Source organism: Collinsella aerofaciens, from assembly GCF_015560135.1.
In the GTDB taxonomy this organism is placed as follows: domain Bacteria; phylum Actinomycetota; class Coriobacteriia; order Coriobacteriales; family Coriobacteriaceae; genus Collinsella; species Collinsella aerofaciens_AN.
In genome coordinates, this window is record NZ_JADMRH010000003.1 from 150,904 (window position 1) to 176,042 (window position 25,139).

The window sequence follows — 25,139 nt, forward strand, 5'->3', positions numbered from 1 at the left end:
GCAGATGGCAGATTCCACCACCGATTACAACAATCTAGATCCCTTGGGTGACGAGGCGGCGGTTGTCGATGAGGTCGATGCCGCCGTCTCGGGCGCTCGCAAGAAGCCGCGCGCTGTCGATATGGTGCCCGAGGAGCCCGACGCGATGGCGCCGGACGAGGAATACCAGCTCACGCCGGCGGGCCGTCGCGAACGCATTGGGCAGATCGTTTGCCTGGTCAAAAAGTACCGCGTGTGGGATAACCTCACGCCGGTTCGTTTGCGCCGCCTGCTCGAGGAACTCGGCCCCATGTTCGTCAAGATGGGACAGATTCTGGCCAACCGGTCCGAGATTCTGCCGCAACGCTTTTGCGACGAGCTGCGTCGTCTGCGCTCCGACGTGGAGCCGGTGCCGTACGAGGTAGTGCTTCGCTGTCTGGAGGAAGAATACGGCTTGCGACTGGGGGAGATGTTCGATGCGATCGACCCCAATCCGCTTGGTAGCGCATCGCTCGCGCAGGTGCACCGCGCTCGTCTGGTGACGGGCGAGGACGTGGCCGTCAAGGTGCAGCGCCCCGGTGCGCAGCAGGTTATGGCGCAGGACATCGATATCATCCGCTCGGTGGTGCGTATCGTTTCCAAGTTCGTCAACACCGATCAATTCGTTGACCTGCACGGCGTGGTCGAGGAGCTGTGGACCTCGTTTCGCGAGGAGACCAACTTTTTGGCCGAGGCCAAAAACCTCAATGACTTTTACGAGTTCCATAAGAGCGTTCATGGCGTGACGTGCCCTAAATCCTATCTGGACCTGTGCACCGAACACGTGGTGGTTATGGACTACGTCGACGGCATTTCGATCGCCGATCCTGAACGCTTAGTGGCCGAGGGCTATGACTTGGAAAAGATCGGTGCCGCGATTGTCGAGGACTACTCGACGCAGGTGCTCGACGACGGCTTTTTCCATGCCGACCCGCATGCGGGAAACATCATCCTCAAGGACGGTATTGTCTACTTTATCGACTTGGGTATGGTCGGACGTATGTCGAGCCATGACCGCGGTATCGTCAAAGACATGATTTTCGCCGTGGCCGAGGGTGACGTGCCCAAGCTCAAGGATTCGCTCATGCGCTTTGCCGTGGCGCGCGGCGATTCGGCCGAGCTTGACCATTCGGCCTTTTTGTCCGACTTGGACTTTATTGTTGCCGACTTTGCCGGGCTCGACCTTAAAGACCTGGATATCGGCGAGTTTTTGACTTCGCTGTTAAACCTCGCGCGCAAAAATGACGTTGAGCTGCCGAGCGTGGTGACGATGTTCGCCCGCGGCATGGTGACGCTCGAGGGCCTGTTGACCGAGTACATGCCCAACGTCAACATGATCCAGATCATCCAGACGCACATCAAAAACGAGAAGAGCACCTACGCCCGCATGCGCGAGATGAGCCGCGATCTTGCCGCGAGCAGCTATCGCGCGGCAAAAGGCTCGCTCGAGGCGGCCGAGTATCTGGGCTTGGCTTCGCGTATGCTTACGCGCGGCCAGCTTAAGGTAAACACGCAGATCATGAGCAGCGATAAGGCGCTGCGACAGCTAGGTGGGATTATCGACCGCATGTCGATGGCAATTGTGATCGCCGGTCTGTTTATCGGTTCGTCGGTGGTGTACTACGCGCGCATCGAGCCGGTTGTGTTTGGTATCCCGGTCATTGGCTTTATGGGCTACGTGAGCGCGCTGGTGCTGGCGCTTATGCTGGGCCGCAATATCTGGCTCAACAGTCACGGCGGCAAGCACTAGAGGCTGCGGCCGTCACCGCATTTTCCTATCGCAAACAATAGCTTTTACCTTGGGCTTCGCCTGCGTGCGAGGCCCTTTTGCGTGATACCATTTTGACGGTAATAATCGATGGCCTAGATGGTGGTGCGGAGACGCACGAATGCGCGGTTATCCTGCGCATTTGGGAGAATCGGGGTGCAAGTCCCCAGCTGTACCAGTAACCGTAATTCCTCTTGGCTCGGGATGCTCGCGTCGCAGATCGGACGACGTGCCCGAGTCGTTAAGGTTAAGTCGGATCGCCTCCCGTCTTGCATGCGGCTGCGGCTTTTGCCGCCGGTGTGCATAGGGCTCTGGAGGGAAGGGGGACCCCGATGGGGGAACTCGAGCGCAACATGCGCGATGACGTGGGGCAGTCTCAAGGCAACGCTCCAAGTACAGACAGTAGGAGACAAATGGATATGTTTGAGGACGAGCGCCAGCGCGTCTCGCATCGCCGTGGCGCGATTGCACGCGGTGTAGCCAAGCGCGGCCTGGTGGCATTCCTGGCCTTCGCGATGGCCTTTGGCACCACGCCGGCTCAGCTGTGGGCCGAGGGCGCCGAGGGTATTGCCGAGGCTGTGGCTCAGGCTGCGACGCCGGGCGAGGACGCAGCGCTTGCGGGCGGTACCGCTGAGCAGAGCGGCGCCGAGGTTTCGGATTCCGAGGGCGCGCCTGCAGCTAGTGCAGCCATAACAGAGGCAGCAACTGGCGGCGAAGGCTCGGCGACGGGGGAGAGCCCTGCCACGAGCGAGCAGTCTTCGACGGCATCCGCTGGCCAAGCGGGATCTGCCGCCGCGGCTGCCGTTCAGACAGAGAACCCGACAGAAACCGGCGATGTCGCCAAGAAGCAGGTCGAGGTCTCGTTCTCGATTATCGGCACCGATGCTGACGGCAAGGCTCAGACCTGGGTGGCACCTACGCAGCTCAAGCTCGACGAGGGCGCGACGGCTGCGGATGCCTTCGTTAAGCTGCAGCAGAAGACGGGCTTTAAAGCGGATTACGAACCGAACACGGCATACGGCTTCTACCTCAAAAGCATCACATCTCCGAGCGATGGTCGCACGCTTGCCTACGATCCGACGACTTATGCCTTCTGGCAGCTGTTCGTCGACGGCGCGTCTTCCTCGGTTGGCGCGAGCAGCGTCAAACTCACCCAGGGGCAGAAGATTGAGTTTGCCTATACGGCTGGTAGCGCGTCCCCTGTCGTTAAGGACCAGCTTGCTGCGAATGTGACCGTCATTGGTCGCGATGCCCAGGGCAAGACTCAGACCTGGGTCGACAACGCGCAGTATGTGGTGACGTCCGGTTCGAGCGCGCTTGATCTTACGAAGGTCGCGCTTGAGGCGAATGATATTGACGCCGTTGCTGCGGGCTCCTTCATTCTGAGCCTTAAGTACAACGGTGTTGAGCTGGGTACGCCCCAAGATTATTCGACCTATTGGCAGCTGTTTATCAACGGCAAGTCGAGTGACTATACGGCGGACAATGTCACCATCCATGCTGGCGATACCGTCACGTGGTTCTACGGTGGCTGGGGAGACCAGTTGCCGTCCGATTCTGTCCATGCTTCCGTTCAGGTGCTTGGCAAGGACAAGGACGGCAAGCAGCAGGTTTGGGCTTCGACGGGCCAGACGAGTCTCAAGGCGGGCTCTACTGCTAAGGACCTGTTGGAGCAGACTGGTCTTAAACTCAAAGCTACAGAAGAGTCTTGGGGTTGGTACCTTAGGGGCATTACCTCGCCGCTTGACGGTAAGACCTATTGTGGCTCTGATGCTGCGACCAATAGCTATTGGCGCTTCTACGTAAAGGGCAAGTCCGACGCAAAGTACAAGTTCGCCGACGTTGGCGCTGGTGCCTACGAGCTCCATGAGGGTGACGCCGTCACCTTTATGTATGCTGGCGACAGCGATGCCCTCCCTGGTCAGGTGCTTGGATCCGCCGATATCATCGGCCCCGATGTCAACGGCAACAATACTCGCTGGGGCTCGGCAAGCAATGTTTCCCTGCCCGAAGGCTCTACGGCTCAGGACCTTATTGAGACGGTTCTGAAGGCGAAGGGCATTGATTACAAGGCCTCCCAGAGTGGTGCATACTGGTCCATTACTTCGCCGTTCGAAGACAAGTCTTACGGCTATGATGGTGCGACCGGTAAATACTGGCATCTGTATATCAACGGAGAGTCCTCATCCCTCTGTGCCAACCAGGTCACGCTCAAGAGCGGCGACAAGGTTACATTTGCCTACACCACCGAAAAATCGCCCATGCCCGATCCCGACAAGATTGTCGTGGACCCGAGTGCGACGACTCCTAATTGGGATGCCGAGTGGGCCGGCTACGGCAACAGTGGCAACGGTTCGACCGTAACGGATGCCAAGACGCCTGCGCAGGCCGCCGGTCTTAAGTGGGCCTTCGATTGGAAGGCCGAGTCTGGCCAGCAGTATGCCAACTGCAGCGAGCCTGTCATCGCTAACGGCTTTGTGTACATCGCGACCGAGAACGAGCTCATTAAGATCGATTCGTCCACGGGCAAAAAGGTTGCCTCTGCGCCGCTTGCCTCTAAGGTGAGCTATACCTCTCGCCCGATCTATACCAATGGCCTTATCATCGTTCCGCTCAACGGCGGTGCGGTCCAGGCGATTACTGCAGACAAGCTGATCTGCAAGTGGCTGTCGCCTGGTTTGACGGACTTGACGCAGAGCTCCTGCACCGTCGTTTCAGACGGCGAGTACGTCTATGTAGGCTCGGTCGATATTTCGTATGACGAGAATTACAACGCGACCTACGGCAACGGCTCCTTTATGCGCATTAAGATTGCCACGGGCGAAGTTTCTTGGCAGAACATTGACGCTTCCGAGGGCTATTACTGGACTGGTGCGGCTTTGACGGATAAGTATGCCATCGTTCCTACGAGCGCGGGCACGCTTAAGTGCATTGATAAGACGACGGGCGATGTCGTTTCGACCATGGAGCTCGGCGCTGTCGCAAATGCCGATTGCATTGCCGATCCGTCCAATGGTTCGACCTTCTATCAGATGACGCACGACGGAAAGCTCCATGTGATTTCGCTTTCGGCGAAGGGTGTGCTGAGTGCACAGAAGACGGTTGATCTGGGCCTTACGAATAATCTGAGCGCCCCTGCGGTGTTTGGTGACAATCTGATTGTCGGCGGACAGACGGCTACGGGCTCTGCTCTGGTTCTCTATAACCTGAAGACGGGTAAGACCACGATGGTCGCTGCTGCCGACGGCAAGGCGCTGCCGGCTGGCCTCAACGGTATTGCTGCTACTCCGCTGGTGAGTGTTCAGGGCGGCAAGACCTATGTGTACTTCACCGTTAACAGCGCGGATAGCAAGGATTACGTCAACTACTCTGCTGGTGGTGGCGTGTATCGCTATACGCTCGGTGATGCAGAGGCGACGCAGATTTATGATGCGGCTGGCCATTACCAGTACTGTGACTCTACGGTCATTGCCGATGCATCTGGCAGCCTGTACTACATCAATGATTCGGGCACGCTGTTCAAGCTCGGGGCCGTTGAGTCTTGGACGGTTGCCTTTAATTCCAACGGCGGGTCTGCTTGCGATACTAAGTTTGTTGCTACGGCCGATGGCAAGCTGGTTAAGCCGGCCGATCCGACGCGCGATGGCTACACTTTCGGCGGTTGGTTCACCGATGAGGCTTGCGTGCAGGCGTATGACTTTAGCACGCCGGTGACGGCCGATCTGACGCTGTATGCCAAGTGGACCAAGAATGCCGTTAACCCTGGCGGTAATGGCGGCGCTGGTTCGAATGGCGGCGGCGGTTCTGGTACCGGTACTGGTTCCGGCACTGGCGCTGGCACTGGCACGGGTTCCGGCTCCGGCTCGAAGGGCGGCGCTGTCGCCCCGGGTCATAAGCCGACGACCAAGACGACGGTGTCGACCAAGACCGAGACCAAGGACAACAAGTCCGACAAGAAGGACTCCGATAAGTCCGATAAGAAGGACGAGAAGAAGTCTGACAAGAAGTCAGACAAGAAGGACAGCAAGTCCAACAAGAAGTCCGATTCCAAGTCCGATACGGGTGTTGCTTCCACGACCACTGCTAAGAAGTCCTCTAGTGCTTCTGAGCAGGAGACTGACACCAATCCGCTCGCCATCGTCGGCGTTGCCGCCGGCGTGATTGGCCTCGCGCTCATCGCCGTCTTCGTGCTGACCAAGCGCGGCAAGGGTGACGGTAATGCCCGATAAGCCCAAGGAGACCAGCGGGCAACAGCCCGACTCCTCGTTTATCCAGCTCGATGATCCAAAGCAAAAGGGCGCCGCTTCGGCGGCGTCCGCCTCTCGTCACAAGGCGCTCCTTGGCGTTCTGACTGCCGCATGCACCATTCTGATCGTCGTCTCGCTGGGTTTCGTCCATCCTTCCACAAGCGGTGCCTGGTCCATCGACTGGATCATTCAGACCGTGACGGGGGAGAGCGTCGTCACCAAGGACTCCAAGGGGTCTGGCTCGTCTGCCGCTTCGGGCGAGGCCAGTTCCAAGGATTCCAAATCTTCGAATGATGCAAAAGACGAGCCCAAGGGTTCGAACGACGCCAAGGACGATTCCGGGTCTTCAAACAAGGAATCGGATAAAAGCTCGGATAGCAAGAAGTCCGAGGACCAGGACGGCAAGAAGTCTGGCGATAAATCCGCAGCCCAAAATACGGGAGCCGGCGATACTTCCAAGGTGTCTGGCGGTGCTTCATCGGGCGGCGGTCAGCCGTCCGATGGAGCCTCCAGCTCTAATGGCGGAAGCGCTCCCTCGGGCGGCCAGGGCAGCTCGCAGCAGCCTAGCTACGTCACGGTGACGGTTTCGGTCACATCGAGCGCTGTGGGCAATCCTGTGTCCTCTGGTGGCACCTTTACCTTTAACGAAGGTGCTACCGTCTACGATGCCCTGTGCGCGCTGGGCCTTTCTGTCAACGCACATGGCTCGTCGTACGGCACGTATGTTTCCGCGATTGGTGGTTTGGCCGAGAAACAGCACGGCGGCACGAGCGGCTGGATGTACTCCGTCAACGGCACAACGCCCATGACGGCCTGCAGCAACTACGTTCTCTCCAATGGCGACAACGTCGTTTGGTATTACGTAACGGGCTAGAGGCCTCGACATAGCGCGCCAGACGGGCGGTTCGGACCAACATCCGGACCGCCCGTTTTTCATGCGAATGGGACTGGGTCGCCGGGTCTCTCTGCAAACAAAAACCGGTTGGAATGGGAATTCCAACCGGTTATACATTCAAGCAAATAGTGAATCGGCTACGACCGTGCGCCCTCGAGGAAGAAGCGACGGCTAAAGTAGTTGTACCAGGTGACGAGGAACGTGGCGATGGCCTTCATGGCTTGGTAGCCGATGCTCAAAAACGTGACACCCACAAACATGTACAGGTCGTTGAGGCCCAGGCCGATCACCGACAGGATGGTGAAGATCGTGAACTCGCGCTTGCGGCTCATGCCCTCGCGGTGGTCGAACACGTACTTCATGCTGAGCCAGTAGTTGACCACGACGGACGTGATAAACGAAACCGTGGTGCTCATCAAAAAGTCGAGGTGGAACAGCTCGACGAGCGCAATGAGCATGCCCCAGTCGATGCCAAAGGAGATAAGACCCACGACGGCAAACTTGAGGAACTGCTTGGTATGAGGTTGTGCCAGCGCCTTGCGCACGTAATCACATCCAATGCGTTGATGAATCGAGCAGGGGATACTTTAGATCTTTTGCAAGGGAAACGTAAGGGCTTTGCCAAGAACTATACGAACTCGCCAAATATTCAAGAGGTAATCCGCAAACGTTGCAAATCTTCCCGCAAACGAGCAGGGCCCACGAACAACGCAGTGCTCGACGTGCGTCATCCGTGGGCCCCGTAGCTGTGCGGGAAAGTCGAGCTACTTGGTCTCGTCGCCCTCCAGGAAGATCTTTCGGGTCACAAAGTTGTAGACCATAACAAGCGCAGTGGCGCAAATCTTGGCGATATTGGCCTCGAGCCCCAGGCCGGCGTTGAGCGCCAGCACGATACCGTCGTTGAGTGCCAAGCCAATAACGGACAACACGACAAAGATGATGAACTCGCGGCGGCGGCTCATGCCCTCCTTGTGTGCAAACACGTACTTCATGCTCGCGACGTAGTTAAAGATGAGCGAAACGATAAAGCCGCTGGTGTTGGCGATCAGGATATTGAGGCCCAGACCGTAGTGGAGCAGATTCATGATGCCAAAGTCGATAACGGTGGCAATGACGCCGACGACGCCAAACTTCATGATCTGCGCAAGGAGCTTTTGCATGGTACCTGCCTTAGGGTGGCGCCGGGGCGCCGTGGGGATGACAAACTCAGCAAGTTTAGCCAATCCGCGCAGGCGGGGCTAGGCGCGCTCCTCGATAGCACCGTTTCTATATGCATCGAGCAGTTGGCGCAGGTCCTGGATCTGGCTGCGAATCTTGACGCCGGTATCGGTGTCGCTCACCATGCGGCGCCGGTCGGCCTCGTCAAAGCGGTTGGTCTCGCTTTCGATGTCGATGTTGCGGGTGAGCGCTTCGGCAACCGTTGTAAAGGCCTGGTGCGACTTGAGGCGGCATCCGCGCGAGCTCGAGATGAGCGTGTAGCCGGCGATGCCTGTTTTGGGATGGTAGGCGCGACAGAAACCGCCATCGATGACCAGCAGCTTACCGTTGGCGCGGATGGGCTGCTCGCCCTTGGTGGTTTTGACCGGGGTGTGGCCGTTGATGATGTGGCCCGTCGGCGAGCAGGCCATGGGTGCGACGCCAAACTCGCGCATGATATCGTCGCAAACGGACGAGGACGTGGTGAGCGTATAGTACGGGTCCATCGGCTCGACCCACGTGCTCTTGTCGGCAATGTAGGCGCGCTCGAACGTGCGCACCACGCGTCCGCTGGCGGGTGAGTTAAAGCCGATCCACAGGTACCACATCCAGTCGAGGGCATCGCGGTCGCCGATGCGCCAGGCGCGGCGGGCGATATAGTCGCAAAAATCAAAATAATCGCGCCCGGCGTGCCAGGTGCCCAGGCAGTTCATGCTGCTAAAGGTGGCGTCTTCGTTGAGCGGTACGCAGCCGTGGAACAGCAGATTGCCGTTGGCGACCTTATACATGGAGCCGTGGGTATAGAGGAAATCGATGTGGCGATGCAGATGATCGGCGGTGACAAACTCGGACACGAGCTTGTCGATGATGTGCTGCTCCTGAGACGTGAGCGTGTAGGGGTCCGCCGGGTCGACGGTGGGGAAGTCGTTGGTCGTGAGCGGCCACACGCTGCCGTCGGCGAGCGTGACCGTGCCGGTGTCGTGGTCGATCTTGTCGAGTAACAGGCGGTCGGTCATATCGAACTCGGGGTGGCGCTGGATAATCTGGCCCTCGAGCTTAAAGAGCAGCACGTTGATGGCCTTGATCAGCGGGGTGATGGACTCACCGGCGGTGTAGGTGGCATCGGCAAAGGCGACAAGCTCACGCAGCGAGATGCCGTAGTCGTTCTCCAGGATCTCGTAGTTGTCGTAGCGTAGGTTGTTGCGCAACACCGTGGCGATGCAGGCGGGCTCACCGGCCGCAGCGCCCATCCACAGCAGGTCGTGGTTGCCCCACTGGATGTCGAGTGAATGGTAGGTGAGCAGACGGTCCATAATTTTGGCCGCGCCGCCGCCGCGGTCGAAGATGTCGCCCACCAGGTGCAAGTGGTCGACGGCCAGGCGCTTGATGAGCGAGGCGAGCGACTCGATAAAGTCGTCGGCGCTGGCGGTCTCTAGGATGGACTCCACGATGCGCTCGTGATAGCGCACGCGATAGTTGTTCTCGTCCGGGTGCGTGTGCAACAACTCGTCGATGATGTAGGCGTAGTCGCGCGGGATGGCCTTACGCACCTTGGAGCGCGTGTAGCGGCTTGAAAGTGAGCGAGCGACCATGATGAGCTGGTCAAGCATCGTCTTGTACCAGGTTGGCGAGTCCTCGCGCCGGCTGCGGACCAGGTCGATCTTCTCGCGCGGGTAGTAGATGAGCGTACACAGCTCGCCCTTTTCGTCAAAGGAGAGCGTGTCGCCAAAGATCTCGTCGACATGTTCGCGCACGACGCCCGAGCAGTTGTTGAGGATGTGCATAAAGGCTTCGTACTCACCATGCACGTCGCTCATAAAATGCTCGGTGCCCTTGGGTAGGTTGAGGATGGCCGAGAGGTTGATAATTTCGGTAAATGCGGATTGTTCGGTGGGGAACTGTCTCGACAGCAGGCGCAGATACTTGAAGTCTTGCGGGTTGCGATCGAATGCGACCATGAAACACCTTCCGATGGGGCTGGTAAAACTGATAAACAGCGTCAAACGTTTACCAGTATGCGCCGCTTTTGTTTCGATTTTGCGCCAGCGGCTGAATTGTCGGCTGAACGGTTTGGTAAATCGATTTAGTGAAGGTAGATGTGTTGGTCGGGTGGAGACGACAGAGGGTGTTTTCTCAGATATTTATGCGTCGGGTCGGTGGAGACGATGGTGGTAAAGATGTTCACTATTTTTGGTTCGATTTGGTAAATAGTGGACATATGTACCGCATGTAGGCTCACTGTGCGATAATTTGCGCAGCAATGAGTAAGGAGCCTCATATGAGTGATTTTGTCCTGACCTGTGAATCCGCCGCCGATCGAACCCGTGAGTTCTTTGCGTCGCGCAATATCCCTGTCGTGTGTTTTCATTACGAGATCGACGATGTTGTCTATACGGACGATCTGTATCAGTCGATTACGCCGGACGAGTTTTTTGCCCAGATTGCCGCGGGCGCCATGCCCAAGACGTCTCAGGTGAGCGTGGGTGAGTACGAGGAGTTTTGGGAGCCGTTTGTTGCCGAGGGTAAAGACGTGCTGCACCTGACGTTGTCGTCGGGTATTTCGGGCACGTATGGATCGGCCTGCGTCGCGGCGCAGATGCTTGCGGATCGCTATCCCGAGGGCGGCAAGGTGCGCGTCATCGATTCGCTGGCGGCGTCTTCGGGCTTTGGCCTGTTGTTGGAATATGCCGCCGATGTGCGCGATAGTGGGGCTTCACTCGACGAGACGGCTGCCTGGATCGAGGAGCACAAGCTCAACCTGCACCACTGGTTCTTCTCGACCGATCTGTCGAGCTACCTGCGCGGCGGTCGCATTTCGGCCGCGAGCGCGATCATCGGCACGGCGCTTAAGATTTGCCCGCTTATGACGGTCGATTGCGAAGGTAAGCTGTCGCCACGTGAGAAGATTCGCACTAAGAAGCGCGCGATTTCCGAGATGGCTAAGACCATGATGGCACACGTACAGGACGGTGCAGATTATTCGGGTAAGTGCATCATGTCGCAGTCGGCGTGCCGCGAGGATGCCGAGGCGGTCGCGGCGCTGATTGAGGAACAGGTTCCGCAGCTTAAAGGCAAGATTGAGATCAATAACATCGGTACTCTGATTGGCTCGCATACCGGACCTGGTACGGTGGCGCTCTTCTTTATGGGCGACAAGCGCGTGGATTAATTTGCCCCATCACGTCGCTGCATGATTGCTCAAACGAAAACGGCCCGCCTCACGTTTGTGGGGCGGGCCAAGATGTTTTGCTAGCGTTTCTTTCCGCGGAAGAAAAAGCCGTGCAGTGACGGCTTGAGGCCGCGGTTGGCGCGATGCTCCTCGACGCGCTCGTGGATCGAAGCGACGCGCTCGATGACTTCGTCGGGAATCGGCACATCGGGATTCATGTTCTCGACTTGGCTGACCTCGGCGGCGGCGACCTGGTCGATAATGTGCACGTCGTCGCGCGAGATGACAGGTGTGGCGTCTTCCTTCATCTTGCGATAACGCTGCATCATGTCGGTCTGTAGCTGCTGGGCCGAAGGCGGTGTCCAGATGATGGCGTTGGCGCCGGCGGCGATGGTCTCGCGAATGCTCTCGGGCGTCTTGCCGCCCGGCGCGATAAGCGGCAGGTTGGGATAGTGCTCGCGCAGTTCACGCAGGACCTGGGGCGTGTGCTTGCCGGCGGCGATGTTGAGAATCTTGGCTCCAGCGCGCACCTTGGCGTGGGCATCGTCGTCGCAGCGAACGACCGTGGCGATGACGGGGATGTCGGCGATGTTGGTGATGTGCTCGACCATCTCGGCAGTAGCGGGGGAGTTGACCACGCAGCCCGCCGCGCCCTGCATCTCGGAGACGGCTGCCATCTGCACGGAGCGCTTACCGGTCGTAGTTCCGCCACCCACGCCTACAAAGACCGGGCACTCGGCGACGGTCAGCAGCGCTTGCGTAATGGCGGGCTGCGGCGTGAAAGGGTAGACCGCAAAGACGGCGTCGGCGTTGGAGTTGCGGATAACCGCGACATCGGTGGTGTAAATGAGCGACTTGATGCGTCGGCCAAAGAGCGTGAAGCCGCTGGCCTCCTCGATCTCGTCGGGCATGCGAAGGGCAGCCTTGCGTAGGCGTCCGTCGATGGGCAGGGGCTCCATAGGGAGCAGGCCGTTGGGCGTGACGGCTATTTGGGGCTCGGTGAACTCGTCTGCAAGCTCGACCTCGGAAAAATCGACCGAGGCGACGATGTCCTCGTGCACCTCGGCGGGCACATCGATGGGAGCTTGGTCGTTTGCCGCCGCAGGCGTGTCGAAGGAGCTGGTGCCGACGAAGGCGTCGACGCGCTCATTTAGATCGTTGAGGGTATCCATGGAGGCTCGATTCTATGTGATGATGGCCGGCGCGATGCAGCCGGAATTGCGAATGCTAAATCGTTTGACGAGTTGATTTTTCCCCGCCGCGCCATCCGTTAGACCGAAGGGCCGGCGAACGTGAAGGAGCTGTGGTGGCGGGTATCGAGGTGCTATCTTGAAAGCCCCGTTTAAAAGAGAGGTGACGCGGTATGGAATTGACAGCAATGTTTGGCTCGATCGGCCTGTGTGTGGCCGCAATCGTTGCCGCCGCGGTCATCTACTTTGTGGTCACGGCCATTAAGGGCAAAAGGGCCGAACGCAAGGAGCGCGCGATGCTTAAACAGCATCGCGACCAGCAGGGCAAACGCGCACAGAGATAGCTTGTTGAGTTTTGGATCCGTGCGCTAGCTGCGTTTTCGGATCAGGGCAATGTAGAAGCCCTCAAAGTCGCGGCTAGGCGGAATGGTGAGCGTGCCGGGCAGGCCGTTGACGATGGCCGATACCTGACCCGCGGCAATGGCTTCGGTCAGAGCGTTGGACTCGATGCGCGGCTCCTCACCAGCTTCCTGGGTGCGTCGTGCTTCACTTTCGCTTGGCGTGCCGTCGAGGGGGATGAGCTCGCAGTCCATATGCTTGTCGAGGGCCTCTTGCAGGGCGTCCTCGTTTTCCTGCGGCAAGATCGAACAAGTCGAATAGACGAGCGTGCCGCCCGGTTTGAGGGCCCCCATGGCGCGGTCCAGAAGTGCTCGCTGCGAGCGGGCGCACTTGCTCAGCAACTGCTCGGTGAGGCCGCGCAGGCTTTTCTCGTTGCCACTGATGACGGTGCCCGTGCCGGTGCAGGGAGCGTCGAGCAGGATGCGGTCAAAGCGGAAGAACTCGTCGAGCTCGCGTGCGTCGATGCGCATGACGGGCACGTTTTTGGCACCCTGGCGATGGAGGTTCGACTCGAGCTTTTCGGCGCGGGGAATGCTCATCTCACAGGCGGTGAGGTGCGCCTGTCCCTGGGTGAGGGCGGCGATCTGCGTCGTCTTGCCGCCGGGGGCTGCGCACATGTCCAGGATGTCCTCGCCTGCCTGGGCGCCCAGGACCAACGGCGGCATCATGGATGACAGGCTCTGCAGGTAGATTTTGCCGTCGCGGTAGATGTCGAGATCCCACAGATCTGAAACCTGGGCCTCGGGCAGGATAAAGGCGTCCGGATACCAGGTAACGGTTTGGTGGGCGATGCAGGCGGCATCGAGCGCCGCAGCGATGTCCTCGGCGGTCGCCTTGAGCGTGTTGGCGCGCAGCGTGACCGGGCGTGTGGCCGCGGCGCCGAAGCCCTCGATCATGAGCTTGGCATCGGCGGGCGCATAGGCGCCGGCGACCGTGTCGACCATAAAGCGCGGCAGGTCGGCGGCGCAGGGAAGGGCGGCAAGCTGGTCGGAAAGCTCGGTAGCAGCAAACTGCCTGAGCTTGAGCTCGGCCTTGACCTGCTTTTTCTGCTTACGACGACGCGGCTTGGACATCCGTCTTTCCTTCCCGTCCCAAATTGACTACTTTCCGGGCACGCCGCTGCTGGCGTGCTTTAGTACTGGCTCTCGTGCTTGCTAAAGAAGTCGAAGCGCGGGGGCAGCGGCTTCACGCGGTGCTCGCCGGGCTTCTCGCCCAGGCTCTCCACAAACTCATCCGTGGAGGCAAAGATGTTATCCCAGCTAAAGAAGGCGACCGGGTCAACGTCGAAGTACTCGCAGATGAGCTCGCAGCCGGCCGGCACGATGCCGTGCATGAGCACGGTCGCTACGCGCAGCTCGGTAAAGGCGTCGACGAGGGCCTGCGTCATGGCGGCGTTGGCCGGCTCGCCCTCGAGCTTGTTGGCGGCCTTGGAGGCATCGCTCCAGCGCTTGTTGGCGGCGCGCAGGTAGTCGTCGCACACAGCGAGCGCTCGGTGCGTCTCGAACTTGTACATGGCCTGCTCAAAGGCGAGGGCTGCCTGCTGGGCGGCTTCGACCACGGTGGCAGAAGCGGCACCGGCGGGGATGCAGCCGTTGCGGTAGGGGCTCTCGTCGCCCTCCTTGACGGCGACGCCGTAGAAGCAGCTGCGGGCCAGGCGGTTGAACACGCCGGTCAGCAGCGCGCTCTCCTTAAGGGCCGGGTCGATAACGCGCTTGTCGTCGCAGGCGCGCACCTCGTTGCCGTCCTTGTCCTTGCCGGTCACACGTGTGTCATATGCCTTGGGGCTAAAGCTCACCGGCTTCTCGGACAGGCCGAGCGACAGCCAATGCGCGCGCATCTGCTCGCAGGTGTAGTGGTTGAGCAGGTCGTCTGCCGGCGGGGGAGGCGTCTGCGAGGACGAGCTGGCCTTTTTGCCCATGTAGAGCAGGTGGTAGCAGGCGCTGACGGTGCTCTGCGTGAGGTCCCAGCCCAGGGCCTCCCACATGGCGGTCTGCGCAATGCAGTAGAAATAGATGTTGTCCTGACCGATAAACTGGTAAATCTGAGCGTCGTCAGAGCACCACCAGTCGCGCCAGTCGAGCGAGCTGTGCTGGTAGGTGGGCGCGGGGACCTGCGTGGAATCGGCGGCGGGCTCGCCCATGAGGGCGGCATCCTGGGCGGCGACGCCCTCGGTCACGCCGGCGGCCTTGGCATCGCGCGCGAGCACGGTGCGCGTATAGCTGATGGGAGCCCACAGGCTCTCGGGCCAGCACCAGCAGGTGACGTCGGAGACGCCATCGACCTCGGGCACCGGAACGCCCCAGTCGATGTTGCCGGTGATGCGGAAGGGTACGAGCGCCTTGCCGCTGCGGAAGCGCACGCCGCCGTTGGCGAGCACCGCGTGGGCATCGTCGCGCTCCTTCCAGCTGGGGAAGGTGACGGTAAAGCTGCTCTTGTTGCCCTCGGGCTCCAGCACGGTGTGCTCGGGAAGCTGATCCTCGACGGCATCGAAGGCCTCGCGGAACTTGTTCTGGATGTAGAGCTGAGCCGGCAGCAGCCACTCCTCCATGGTCTTGGAGACCACGGAGCGAACCTGCGGGTTCTGGGCGAGCTTGGCGGTATAGGTCTTCATAAAGTCGAGGTAGGCCGGCAGGTCAAAGTAGAGGTTGTCGACCGGGCGCAGCTCGGGCACCTCGCCGGTGAGCTGGCTCTTGGGCGCGATGAGCTCCTCGGGCTCAAACTGGTGACCCAGGTCGCACTCGTCGGCGTAGGCTTTCTCGGACTTGCAGCCCTGGATGGGGCAGCGGCCGATCACCTGACGGCCGTTGAGGAACGTGCCGGCCTTGGCATCGTAGAACTGCAGCGTGGAGCGCTTGGAGATGGTGCCCTGCTCGTGCAGACGCTCGATAATCTCGGCGGTCACCTCGTTGTGAATCTGCGCAGCCGGCTCAAGGCCCGAGCCGCCGTAGATGTCACAGCTGATGTTGTAGTTGTTGAGGGTCGCGGCCTGGCGGGAGTGATTGGACTCGACATACTCGCTAATGGACTTGTCGTAGCCCTCGTTCTCCTTGAGCTTGCGGTAGCTCTCCATGATGGGCGAGCCATAGCAGTCGGTGCCCGAGGTGAAGATGACGTTCTCGCGGCCCAGGCGGTCGCGCAGGAAGCGGGCGAAGAAGTCGGCAGGGACAAAGACGCCGCCAACGTGGCCAAAGTGAAGGCCCTTGTTGCCGTAGGGCTCGCCGGCGGTAACGATGGCGCGGCGAGGCCAGCTGGGACGGTCGTTCATGGAGTATTTGGATGCCATGGGACTCCTTCGCATATGGTGAGGGCGCGGCCGGGCGCGGGGCTCGGCGGCGCGGTGGTCAATTCGTGCATATCGTTCGACATTATCGCACATGCGGGCGGGTGCGTGGCAGGGGCGCTATCCTAAGATGCTATGAATGAGATTTCCAACATACATGCGTTTGAGGACGAGGATTTTCTGCACGCTTGCTTCGTGTGGGGGATGGTCGTAGTCGGCGTGTTTGCCGTGTGCCTGGTGCCGGTGTTTATGCTGCTGGGCGGGCCTGCAGACTTGGATGCGGCTGACGCGGGCGGCTGGATGGCTGTCGTGGGCTGGATAGTCGGCTTGGCTGCGGTTTCTGCGGCGTCATTTGCCGTGCACGAGCTGGTGCACGGTGTGTTTTTTAAGCTGCTGGCGCCTGCGGGCGCGCAGGTGACCTTTGGGGCGAATCGCGAGACGGCGATGATCTATGCCTGCGCCGAGGGCGTGGTGTATTCGCGCCGGCGGTACGTGGCGGTTTGCCTGGCGCCGACGGTTGTTGTGACGGCGGCGTTTGCCCTGGGGTTTGCGTTCTCGGGCTATCCGCTGCTGTGCTACCTGGCGGCCGGCTTGCATTTGTCGGGCTGTGTGGGCGACTGGTATTACGTGCGGACCATTTTGCGCGACCGCCGCATTGTCGCCTGCGAGGACACGTCCTTCGGCGTGCGCTTTTTCGGGTGAGGAGATGTCGATGAAGCCGTTGTTGTTGCACGCCTGCTGTGCGCCGTGCTCTCTTGAGCCGGTCCACCTGCTGCGCGAGGAGGGGTTTGAGCCCGCGATTTGCTGGACCAACCCCAATATTCAACCGCGCGATGAATGGCAGCGCCGCTTGGACGAGCTGCGCCGGTGGTGTGCTGACGGGGGCATCGAGCTTATCGAGGCGGGGGAGGACCGCGAGCGTTGGGAAGCCGGCGTGGCCCCGCTGGGCGCCGATCGGCCCCGTCGCTGTCGCGCATGTTATGCCCTGCGTCTGGCCGAGGCATGCCGTGTGGCCCAGGAACGCGGGTTTGAGTTTGTGGGTACGACGCTCGCTGTCTCGCCGTATCAGTTGTTCGAAACCTGCAATGATGTGTTGGAGCGTCTGGCCGCCGCCCACGGTCTCGCTCCGGTGATTCGCGATTTCCGCCCATATTATCCCGAGGCCACGCGTCGTTCGCGCGAGCTGGGCATGTATCGGCAGAACTACTGCGGCTGCCGTTTCTCGGCCGTTGAGGCGGCCATGGACCGCGCCCGCATCCGCGACGAGCGCAAAGCGTCCAAAAAGTAGTTCATTTGGGCTGGGGCTTTGAGCTGTCTGTGCGGTACGGTCGTTTTTGGGAAAGTCGATTTAATTAAGCGTGTGATCGTGGCTCGCTTGATACCAAACGACGACTCCTATGATTCTAATCCTCCGTTTGTTAAACATCAGATCCGGACTTGCTGTTGCATATGAATGGGACGACAGCACAATCATGTCGTTTCCTTCTGCAAATCGCCTAATTACCGGTGTTTTACCGTCTGCGAGCGCCAATACAGCACAGCCGTTCCAAGGCTTTGCGGTGGTATCGACAAGTAGTAAGCTGCCGGGAGGGTAAATGCGGGACATTTCGTCACCTTTGATTTTAACGAAAACGCTATGTGGGTGACGCTTGGCTACGTCTACAGGCGCGCAAGCATTTTGTTGGCTGTGCGTGATGCGGCGCTTTTGAGATTCGATATCGATGACGGGAAATGCGCCCTCCATTTCGTGGATAGCAGGGTCTTCGTCGGTGACGATTCTTTTATTTGCGAGCTTTACGGCCAAACCGTTTTCCTCGCCAACAAGTTCATCGCGGGTGCAACCGAAGAGCGCTTGTAACTTTTCAATATGGCGCTCACGGGGGGCATACCGACTTTTTTCCCAACGACAAACGGTCTCTTTAGATACCCCCAACATCTCTGCAAGTTGCGCCTGACCAAGATGCTCCATGGTGCGGAGTTTACGAATATTTGCCCCGAAGCCCATGGCTATAGATCCTCTCGCCACAGAGGGAGGCATAGACAGTTTGTGCCACCATAGCCTTTGGTGAGCTCGTCAATGGATAACGGGAATAATTCCATTCCTGCTTTCTCAAGCGCTTCGTTGGTCCAAACGTTTTCTTCATATACGCATAGTTTTCCTGGCGAGAGCGCAAGGATAGACGTTGCGTTGTTCCGGCGCTCTCTTTCGTAGGCGGTTTGATTCCCGCCTCCGCAGTCAATTACTTTTATTGGTTCGCAACAGGCTGCAGAGAGTATTTCCGGAATCGTGCGATCGATAGGAGTGATCGTAAGGCCCTTTCCGGATCGTTTTAGTTGAATGCTGTATGCATCAACGGCATTGCATATCTCACGATCGATGAGGAACGCGTCGTGATCAATTCTACTTATGAACGTATCGAGGTGGATACGCAGCCCGTCAGAGGGGACTCGAATCGCAATTAGCTCGGTGGTCTGGAATTTATTTGAGGTCAGGAGCTCTTTGGCAAGTGACTCGACGGCGGCGGGTTCAGTTCGGTCAGAGATTCCAACTAATAATGTCTTAGCACTGATAACAAGAATGTCTCCGCCTTCGATATGGTAACTACTCCTGTTCAAATCACATACCGGGGTTTCTCCCATGATCTTGTGGTGGGTGAATATCTGTCGGTATAAGGTGACCTCACGATCACGCTCAGGCCAATACATATGATTTAGGATGATGCCGTCTCCGACTACCACAGCAGGATCACGAGTGAAAAAAAGCGTGTTGAGGGGATTGACCAAGAGCGAGGCGGGGTCAAATTGCTCGTGCACGAGCGCCCGTAGTGTTTCCGACTGGTTTGAACAGAGTTCAGTGTCTCCAAAGCGAATGCCGTTAAGTACTATATTCACCAATTCCTGGGTGTTCTTAGCGTTCTCAAACAGCTGGGTTATTGTCTCGAGGAACTCTCTGCCTGTTGCCCCACTGCAACGGAGGTAGTCATCAATAAAACATTTAAGTGATTGGGGCTCAGTTTCAAGTGAGTCTTCGAGAAGGTCCCTAATTTCAATGGTTTCTACGCCATGCTTCTCAAGCAATTGAACCATGGAATCGTGCTCATATATTGCTTTGTCGAGGTCAAAACGACCGCTCCATTTTCGCAGGGAGAAAACTTGGCTGAAGTCGGCATCAGGGTAGTTTTGTGTTTCAGTTCCTGGTCGATGGACAAGTACGGCTTTTAAATGGCCGATTTCATTTGTTATGTGTACGCCTTGCATGTCTGTCTCCTGTCCTGCTGGTTTTTATATAAGGCTAAGGCAGGTTCCTTGTTGTGTTGCGGAAAAGTTAAAAGACGTATGTAATTGATAAATAACATCAATTTTAAATATCAGATTGATTAATAACGTCACTTTAGCTGCCGTTCATAGGTGAAAAGCGACACGATGGCGATGGTTGGCCGACCACCGCTGAGCAACCTCATACATTTATGGTGCCAGCTGGATAGATGGGAAAAGGAATGAAGGAGGAGATATGGCAGCGGAAAGTTCGAAAGGCATCAAGCAGTTCAAGGTCCCGCACGTATATGCGATCATCTTTGCACTTATGGTCATCTTCGCTGTTCTCACGTGGATTGTTCCCTCTGGGTCCTATCAGCGTCAGGAGGTGAACGGTCGTGAAGTCACTGTCGCAGGTACGTATGAGCAGAGTGAAAAGACATATATTGACGAGGAAACCGGGGATGAAGTAGATCTCAGACAAGGCGTCTTCGATGTTCTTCAGGCTCCAACGCGCGGTATACAAGAGGCAATTGAGGTCGTTGCATTCATCTTGATTGTGGGCGGTTCGTTTCAGGTTATTACTAAAACGGGCGCTATCACGAGCGGAATGGGTCGTGTCGTTCGCCGCTTTAAGAACAAAGACATTCTAATTATTCCTATTGCGATGGTTCTCTTTGCATTGGGCGGAACGAGCTTTGGCATGGCGGAAGAAACTCTCCCGTTCTTTGCGATCTTCATGCCAATTATGATGGCTATGGGCTTCGACTCGATGACGGCGTTCATGGTCGTGTTCGTTGGAGCGCGCACGGGTTACATCGCCTCAACGATTAATCCGTTTAATGTTCTCATTGCGCAAGGTATTCTTGGTATTCAGGGCAACCCCCAGCTGTGGCTGCGTATGATTGCCTGGGTTGTTTTGACTGCCGTTGCAATTACTTGGGTTGTCCTCTATGCACGAAGGGTAAAGAAGAACCCTGAGTCATCGATCACATTTGAGGATGATATCGCCAAGAAAGTCGAGTTCGCTGCCGATGAATCTGCCCTTGACGCGGAATTTACGGGTCGTCAAAAAGGCGTGCTTGCGGTATTTATCGCTGGTATGTGCCTTATCATCTGGGGACTTGTGACCCAGGGCTGGTATATGAACGAGATTTCTGCGGTCTTTTTGGCCATGGGCCTGTTGGCTGGTGTTATTGCGGGCTTTAGTCAGGACGTCATCGCTCAGGAATTTGTTGCGGGTATCGCTGACTTTGCTTTCTCGGCAATTGTCGTTGGACTTGCGCGTGGCATCCTTGTCATTGCCTCTGACGGCATGATCATCGATACCATCCTCAATGCGCTCGCCACTGGTCTGGGCGGCATCCCGGCGGTTCTCTTTACTACGCTTCTTTATGCGGTTGAGAACCTCCTGGCGATTCTGGTTCCCAGCTCATCTGGCCTTGCAGCGCTGACCGCTCCCATTTTTGGACCTTTGACCGAACTCATGGGCCTTAATCCCGAGGCCGCCGTGTGGGCTCTCTCCATGGGTAGCGCGACGATGTCTTTGATCTGTCCTACTAGCGCCATTCTTGTAGCGGGTTTGGGCGTGTGCAAGATCAAGCTTGGCCAGTGGTGGAAGACCGTTTGGAAATTCTTCTTGGTCGTGTCGCTCATCAATATCGTATTCGTAGCAATCTCGGGACTTATTGCCCTGTAGGTTTCATGGCTGAAATGGAGTAACAGGAATGTCTAAAGGACTGAATGTACACAGCGAGATTGGTAAGCTCAAGAAAGTTGTGCTTCACCGCCCCGGTCGTGACCTTGTGAACGTAAAGGCAGAAGAGTTCGAGGATGTCTGGATTCACGACTGTTTCTATCTTGATGTGGCTCAAAAGGAGCATGATGCCTTTGCGGATCTTCTGAGGAGCGAAGGTGTTGAGGTTCTCTATATGGAGAAACTCGTTGCTGAAGCGCTGGATGCATGCCCCTCGGCTCGCGCTGAGTTTACCGATACATTTATGGCTGAGAGCGGGATTGTCAATCCTATGCTTGAGCAGGCTGTTCGTGAAAAGCTCGATGCTATTTCAGATTCGTATCAGTTTGTACTTGAGGCTATGGGGGGGTATCGTTATCGTGACCTTGAGCTGCCTCGCGTTTCGACTACGCTTAGTATGATGGATAATGAGGATGCGAAGCCCGATGATTTGGTGTTGAAGCCTCTTCCGAGTTCATATTTCTCTCGCGATCCTCTTGCTTCCGTGGGCAAAGGCGTTCTGCTTCACCATATGTATTGGAAACAGCGAGATCGTGAAGTGCCCTTCTACGAAGCGATTTTCAAATACCATCCCGATTATGCAGGGACTCCGATTTGGTACGACCATAAGAATCCCTGGCATATCGAGGGCGGTGATGTGCTTAACATTAACGCTCATACCTTGGCTATTGGAATTAGCCAGCGAACTGAGGCGGCTGCGATTGAGGAGCTTGCAAAGAATTTGTTCTGGGGATCTGGGAATTCTGAGATCGATACCGTTTACGCTATTAAAATCCCCAACGGCTATGCTTACATGCATCTTGACACCGTTTGCACCATGGTGGATTTCGATAAGTTCACAGTTTATCCCGGTATTTTTGAGACCCTTCGTGTTTATCGTCTGACTCGTGGTGACTCTGAGGGAATGGTCGCTGTTCAAGAGATTGATGACACGCTTGAACATATTCTTGAAATGGCTACTGGCGTGGAGAAGGTGCAGCTTATTGAGTGCGGTGCCGGCGATATGGTTGAGGCATCTCGCGAGCAGTGGAACGACGGGTCGAACACTCTTGCCGTTGCTCCTGGTAAAGTCTGTGTTTACGAGCGCAATGTTGTCACAAATGATGAGCTCTACAAGAACGGTTTGGAACTTTTGGTCGTTCCCTCCGAGGAACTGTCCCGCGGTCGTGGTGGCCCGCGCTGCATGAGCATGCCCTTCTGGCGCGAAGATATTTAGTTGCAAATCCACTGTGATGGGAGATGGCGAATATGGGTGTTAATATCGCTGGGCGCAGTTTTCTGAAGCTGCTTGATTACACGACGGAAGAGATTGAGTATCTGCTTGAGCTTTCTGCTAACTTCAAAAGCATGAAGCGTGCCGGTGTTCCGCATAAATACCTTGAAGGCAAGAATATTGTTTTGCTATTTGAGAAGACTTCCACGCGTACTCGCTGCGCCTTCGAAGTTGGTGCACTTGACCTTGGCATGGGTGTAACTTATTTGGATCCGGGCTCGTCTCAGATGGGCAAAAAGGAGTCGATTGAGGACACGGCTCGCGTCCTTGGCCGCATGTATGACGGAATTGAATACCGCGGCTTTGAACAGGCGAAGGTTGAGGAGCTTGCTGCAAAAGCTGGGGTTCCCGTTTGGAATGGGCTGACTACTGAATTTCACCCGACTCAAGTGCTTGCCGATATTCTGACCATGCGTGAAGAGTTTGGAGAGATTAAGGGCAGGAAACTTGCATTTTTTGGTAAGGCGGCCGGAAACGTCGCTGATTCGCTCATGGTCATTTGCGCTAAGCTCGGCATTAACTACTGTTCTTGCGGCCCAATCGGGGGAAATTCGGAGGGGGCTACATCCTATGACCCTGAACTCCTTGCAGAATGTAGTCGTATTGCGGCCGAGCATGGATCGACGATTACCATTACAGAGGATATTGAGGAAGGCGCTCGTGATGCCGATGTAATTTACACGGATGTTTGGGTTGGCATGGGTCAGCCCGCAGAGCTGTGGGAAAGCCGCATTAAGCTAATGTCGCCGTATCGTGTGACCGCTGAGGTGATGTCTATGGCAAAGCCCGAGGCGATTTTCCTCCACTGCCTTCCGAGCTTCCACGATACTAATACTACTGTTGGTGCCGAAATTGCTGAGAAGTTTGGAGTCACCGAAATGGAAGTCACGGACGAGGTTTTTGAGTCCGATAAATCTCGTGTTTTCCAAGAAGCGGAGAATCGCATGCATACGATTAAGGCGGTGATGTACGCAACGCTTAAGTAGCGGGGCGTTGAGAAAACAGTCGCAAATCTGTTTGCCATACTATATTTCTCTCAACAAGCTGATAGGATACAGGGGAGAATGATGCGCGCGTCAGTCGATTTTTTCGACTGACGCGCTTTGTGAAAGAGGCAAAGATGCGTACCGATGATTTTGACTACAACCTTCCTGAGGAACTGATCGCCCAAGCTCCTGCCGAGCCGCGCGACTCCTGCCGCCTACTGGTGGTGGATCGCAAGGGCTCCCAGGCGGGAATGCCGCTGAAGCACGGCGGTACCGTTGAGCACCGCATCTTCCGCGACATCATCGACTATATCGAGCCGGGCGACGTGCTCGTCATCAACCAGACGCGCGTGATGCCGGCTCGCCTGATCGGTCGCAAAGCCGGCTCGGGCGGCGTGGTCGAGACCCTGCTGCTCAAGCGCCGCGAGGACGTGGATCCGCTGGGCCATGTTTGGGAGTGCTTGGTCAAGCCGGGCAAGCGCCTGAAGCCCGGTGCTCATATTGAGTATCGCGCCGGTGGCGCCCATGCGCCCGAGGGGGCTCCCGTGGTGCTGACGGCCGAGGTTGTCGACTTTGTCACCGATAGCCGCGGCGGCCGCCTGGTGCGTTTTGAGCCGGCCGGTTGCAATGCTGCCGGCGATCCGCGCACGCTCGACGAGGCCATTCACGCCGCCGGTCATGTGCCGTTGCCGCCCTACATTACCGATTACGAGGGCGATCCCGAGAAATATCAGACCGTGTACGCCATGAAGGAGGAGCACTCGGCTGCCGCTCCTACGGCGGGTCTGCATTTTACTCCTGAGCTCATGGCCGCTATCGAGGCCAAGGGTGCCAAGTTTGCCGCCGTCGAGCTCGAGGTGGGCATCGATACCTTCCGTTTGGTGGAGGAGGACGACCCTACGCAGCACGTCATGCACACCGAGCGCTACCACGTGTCGCAGGAGGTTGTCGACGCCGTGCATAAGGCCAAGGCCGAGGGTCATCGTGTGATCGCCGTCGGCACTACCGCGGTGCGCTCGCTCGAGAGCGCGTTTGACGCGGACGCGCCGGTGTCCGATCCGGCCGTGACGGCGCGCTATTTTGAAGGCCGCGAGGACGGGGCCGATACGCTTGGCCGCGGTGACATCGTGGTGCGCGAGAACGCCACGACGCAGCTTTACCTCATGCCCGGCTCGACCTATCACGTGGTCGACGCGCTGATCACGAACTTCCACGTGCCGCGCTCCACGCTCATGATGCTCGTAAGCGCGCTTGCCACCCGCGACCAGATCATGGATGCCTACGCCGCTGCCATCGAAGAACGTTATCGCTTCTTCAGCTTTGGCGACGCGATGCTCATTTGTTAGTTACGCGGTTCTACGAACCGCGTAACTACTCGACGCTGCGCGGGCCGCATTTGGACAATCTGACGTTCAACTTCAAGGGCGCGACCAGAAGGTCAGCGCCCTTTCGTTTCACGTCACCTTGTCTCAAATGCGACCCGCTCGCTGTCGTTGCCAAAACATCGGCGTTGCCGTGGTTGTCGCTGTAGTCATTGGGTAGTCATTGGACGTTCTTAAATGACTAGTCAAAGGGGACACTCTTACGGCACTTGGCACTTGGGGACGTTCCTTTTAATATGAGCAGGACATTGTCAAGAGGCAAAATCGGGCCTGGCCCCAACGATATGGGGTCAGGCCCTCTCCCTATATCAACCCGTCCGCGGC

At 57.5% G+C, this 25,139-nt stretch carries 19 protein-coding genes; 11 read left to right on the plus strand and 8 right to left on the minus strand.

The genetic code is table 11. The features are described from left to right. Positions 1 to 4: 4 nt before the first annotated feature. From I2H19_RS02615 to I2H19_RS02625, 3 genes are all read left to right on the plus strand, one after another. Entirely contained in the window at positions 5 to 1,768 is a 1,764-nt protein-coding gene (locus I2H19_RS02615; RefSeq protein WP_195621082.1) for an ABC1 kinase family protein, read from the plus strand. 431 nt (positions 1,769 to 2,199) lie between these two features. Next, positions 2,200 to 6,015 (plus strand): DUF4430 domain-containing protein, encoded by a 3,816-nt coding sequence (locus I2H19_RS02620; protein WP_195621083.1) that lies wholly within the window; start codon positions 2,200 to 2,202, stop codon positions 6,013 to 6,015. Then, complete coding sequence (locus I2H19_RS02625; protein ID WP_195621085.1) at positions 6,005 to 6,907, plus strand: DUF4430 domain-containing protein; 903 nt, start codon at positions 6,005 to 6,007, stop codon at positions 6,905 to 6,907. Before I2H19_RS02620 ends, I2H19_RS02625 begins: the two co-directional genes overlap by 11 nt. Before the next feature lie 158 nt (positions 6,908 to 7,065). Here I2H19_RS02625 and I2H19_RS02630 read toward each other — a convergent pair whose 3' ends face one another. From I2H19_RS02630 to I2H19_RS02640, 3 genes are all read right to left on the minus strand, one after another. Then, positions 7,066 to 7,473 (minus strand): GtrA family protein, encoded by a 408-nt coding sequence (locus tag I2H19_RS02630; protein ID WP_022095123.1) that lies wholly within the window; start codon positions 7,471 to 7,473, stop codon positions 7,066 to 7,068. A gap of 219 nt (positions 7,474 to 7,692) precedes the next feature. Further along, a complete protein-coding gene (locus tag I2H19_RS02635) occupies positions 7,693 to 8,088 on the minus strand; it encodes a GtrA family protein (RefSeq protein ID WP_195535654.1) in 396 nt (131 codons plus the stop codon). Between the two features lie 78 nt (positions 8,089 to 8,166). Further along, positions 8,167 to 10,083 (minus strand): fructose-1,6-bisphosphatase, encoded by a 1,917-nt coding sequence (locus I2H19_RS02640; RefSeq protein ID WP_195621087.1) that lies wholly within the window; start codon positions 10,081 to 10,083, stop codon positions 8,167 to 8,169. A gap of 320 nt (positions 10,084 to 10,403) precedes the next feature. On the opposite strand from I2H19_RS02640, the gene I2H19_RS02645 reads away from it, so the two are divergent. Continuing rightward, a complete protein-coding gene (locus I2H19_RS02645; RefSeq protein ID WP_195621089.1) occupies positions 10,404 to 11,294 on the plus strand; it encodes a DegV family protein in 891 nt (296 codons plus the stop codon). A gap of 80 nt (positions 11,295 to 11,374) precedes the next feature. On the opposite strand, the gene I2H19_RS02650 is transcribed toward I2H19_RS02645, so the two are convergent. After that, positions 11,375 to 12,466, minus strand: a complete 1,092-nt coding sequence (locus I2H19_RS02650) for a beta/alpha barrel domain-containing protein (protein WP_195621091.1) — start codon at positions 12,464 to 12,466, stop codon at positions 11,375 to 11,377. A gap of 191 nt (positions 12,467 to 12,657) precedes the next feature. Here I2H19_RS02650 and I2H19_RS02655 point away from each other — a divergent pair, with 191 nt between their 5' ends. Then, positions 12,658 to 12,828 carry a hypothetical protein gene (locus I2H19_RS02655; RefSeq protein ID WP_156327664.1) on the plus strand — a complete coding sequence of 57 codons (171 nt, stop codon included), beginning with the start codon at positions 12,658 to 12,660 and terminating at the stop codon, positions 12,826 to 12,828. A gap of 24 nt (positions 12,829 to 12,852) precedes the next feature. On the opposite strand, the gene I2H19_RS02660 is transcribed toward I2H19_RS02655, so the two are convergent. Beyond that, complete coding sequence (locus tag I2H19_RS02660; protein ID WP_195621092.1) at positions 12,853 to 13,956, minus strand: RsmB/NOP family class I SAM-dependent RNA methyltransferase; 1,104 nt, start codon at positions 13,954 to 13,956, stop codon at positions 12,853 to 12,855. A gap of 59 nt (positions 13,957 to 14,015) precedes the next feature. Then, positions 14,016 to 16,166 (minus strand): methionine--tRNA ligase, encoded by a 2,151-nt coding sequence (locus tag I2H19_RS02665; RefSeq protein WP_195621093.1) that lies wholly within the window; start codon positions 16,164 to 16,166, stop codon positions 14,016 to 14,018. A 132-nt stretch (positions 16,167 to 16,298) separates the two neighbouring features. On the opposite strand from I2H19_RS02665, the gene I2H19_RS02670 reads away from it, so the two are divergent. Both I2H19_RS02670 and I2H19_RS02675 read left to right on the plus strand, forming a co-directional pair. Further along, the gene (locus I2H19_RS02670; protein WP_195621094.1) at positions 16,299 to 16,865 is read left to right on the plus strand and encodes a DUF3267 domain-containing protein; all 567 of its coding nucleotides are present in this window, start codon (positions 16,299 to 16,301) and stop codon (positions 16,863 to 16,865) included. Between the two features lie 10 nt (positions 16,866 to 16,875). Continuing rightward, a complete protein-coding gene (locus tag I2H19_RS02675; protein WP_195621095.1) occupies positions 16,876 to 17,451 on the plus strand; it encodes an epoxyqueuosine reductase QueH in 576 nt (191 codons plus the stop codon). 60 nt (positions 17,452 to 17,511) lie between these two features. Here the strand turns inward: I2H19_RS02675 and I2H19_RS02680 are convergent, their stop codons facing one another. After that, complete coding sequence (locus I2H19_RS02680) at positions 17,512 to 18,168, minus strand: XRE family transcriptional regulator (protein ID WP_052044062.1); 657 nt, start codon at positions 18,166 to 18,168, stop codon at positions 17,512 to 17,514. A 2-nt stretch (positions 18,169 to 18,170) separates the two neighbouring features. Next, the gene (locus tag I2H19_RS02685; RefSeq protein ID WP_195621096.1) at positions 18,171 to 19,421 is read right to left on the minus strand and encodes an arginine deiminase; all 1,251 of its coding nucleotides are present in this window, start codon (positions 19,419 to 19,421) and stop codon (positions 18,171 to 18,173) included. Between the two features lie 253 nt (positions 19,422 to 19,674). Here I2H19_RS02685 and I2H19_RS02690 point away from each other — a divergent pair, with 253 nt between their 5' ends. From I2H19_RS02690 to queA, 4 genes are all read left to right on the plus strand, one after another. After that, positions 19,675 to 21,117: a YfcC family protein gene (locus I2H19_RS02690; protein WP_035137320.1), complete on the plus strand. Its 1,443-nt coding sequence runs from the start codon at positions 19,675 to 19,677 to the stop codon at positions 21,115 to 21,117. 28 nt (positions 21,118 to 21,145) lie between these two features. After that, positions 21,146 to 22,390: an arginine deiminase gene (locus I2H19_RS02695; RefSeq protein WP_035137319.1), complete on the plus strand. Its 1,245-nt coding sequence runs from the start codon at positions 21,146 to 21,148 to the stop codon at positions 22,388 to 22,390. A gap of 32 nt (positions 22,391 to 22,422) precedes the next feature. After that, a complete protein-coding gene (argF, locus tag I2H19_RS02700; RefSeq protein WP_195621097.1) occupies positions 22,423 to 23,433 on the plus strand; it encodes an ornithine carbamoyltransferase in 1,011 nt (336 codons plus the stop codon). 134 nt (positions 23,434 to 23,567) lie between these two features. Continuing rightward, on the plus strand, positions 23,568 to 24,779 hold the full coding sequence (gene queA / locus I2H19_RS02705) for a tRNA preQ1(34) S-adenosylmethionine ribosyltransferase-isomerase QueA (RefSeq protein ID WP_138112874.1): 1,212 nt from the start codon (positions 23,568 to 23,570) through the stop codon (positions 24,777 to 24,779). The last annotated feature ends 360 nt before the right edge of the window (positions 24,780 to 25,139 follow it).

Coding starts and splice junctions, on each gene's coding strand:
- I2H19_RS02615 (WP_195621082.1), top strand. CDS start 5: ATGGCAGATTCCACCACCGATTACAACAATCTAGATCCCTTGGGTGAC.
- I2H19_RS02620 (WP_195621083.1), top strand. CDS start 2,200: ATGGATATGTTTGAGGACGAGCGCCAGCGCGTCTCGCATCGCCGTGGC.
- I2H19_RS02625 (WP_195621085.1), top strand. CDS start 6,005: ATGCCCGATAAGCCCAAGGAGACCAGCGGGCAACAGCCCGACTCCTCG.
- I2H19_RS02635 (WP_195535654.1), bottom strand. CDS start 8,088: ATGCAAAAGCTCCTTGCGCAGATCATGAAGTTTGGCGTCGTCGGCGTC.
- I2H19_RS02640 (WP_195621087.1), bottom strand. CDS start 10,083: ATGGTCGCATTCGATCGCAACCCGCAAGACTTCAAGTATCTGCGCCTG.
- I2H19_RS02645 (WP_195621089.1), top strand. CDS start 10,404: ATGAGTGATTTTGTCCTGACCTGTGAATCCGCCGCCGATCGAACCCGT.
- I2H19_RS02650 (WP_195621091.1), bottom strand. CDS start 12,466: ATGGATACCCTCAACGATCTAAATGAGCGCGTCGACGCCTTCGTCGGC.
- I2H19_RS02655 (WP_156327664.1), top strand. CDS start 12,658: ATGGAATTGACAGCAATGTTTGGCTCGATCGGCCTGTGTGTGGCCGCA.
- I2H19_RS02660 (WP_195621092.1), bottom strand. CDS start 13,956: ATGTCCAAGCCGCGTCGTCGTAAGCAGAAAAAGCAGGTCAAGGCCGAG.
- I2H19_RS02665 (WP_195621093.1), bottom strand. CDS start 16,166: ATGGCATCCAAATACTCCATGAACGACCGTCCCAGCTGGCCTCGCCGC.
- I2H19_RS02670 (WP_195621094.1), top strand. CDS start 16,299: ATGAATGAGATTTCCAACATACATGCGTTTGAGGACGAGGATTTTCTG.
- I2H19_RS02675 (WP_195621095.1), top strand. CDS start 16,876: ATGAAGCCGTTGTTGTTGCACGCCTGCTGTGCGCCGTGCTCTCTTGAG.
- I2H19_RS02680 (WP_052044062.1), bottom strand. CDS start 18,168: ATGGGCTTCGGGGCAAATATTCGTAAACTCCGCACCATGGAGCATCTT.
- I2H19_RS02685 (WP_195621096.1), bottom strand. CDS start 19,421: ATGCAAGGCGTACACATAACAAATGAAATCGGCCATTTAAAAGCCGTA.
- I2H19_RS02690 (WP_035137320.1), top strand. CDS start 19,675: ATGGCAGCGGAAAGTTCGAAAGGCATCAAGCAGTTCAAGGTCCCGCAC.
- I2H19_RS02695 (WP_035137319.1), top strand. CDS start 21,146: ATGTCTAAAGGACTGAATGTACACAGCGAGATTGGTAAGCTCAAGAAA.
- argF (WP_195621097.1), top strand. CDS start 22,423: ATGGGTGTTAATATCGCTGGGCGCAGTTTTCTGAAGCTGCTTGATTAC.
- queA (WP_138112874.1), top strand. CDS start 23,568: ATGCGTACCGATGATTTTGACTACAACCTTCCTGAGGAACTGATCGCC.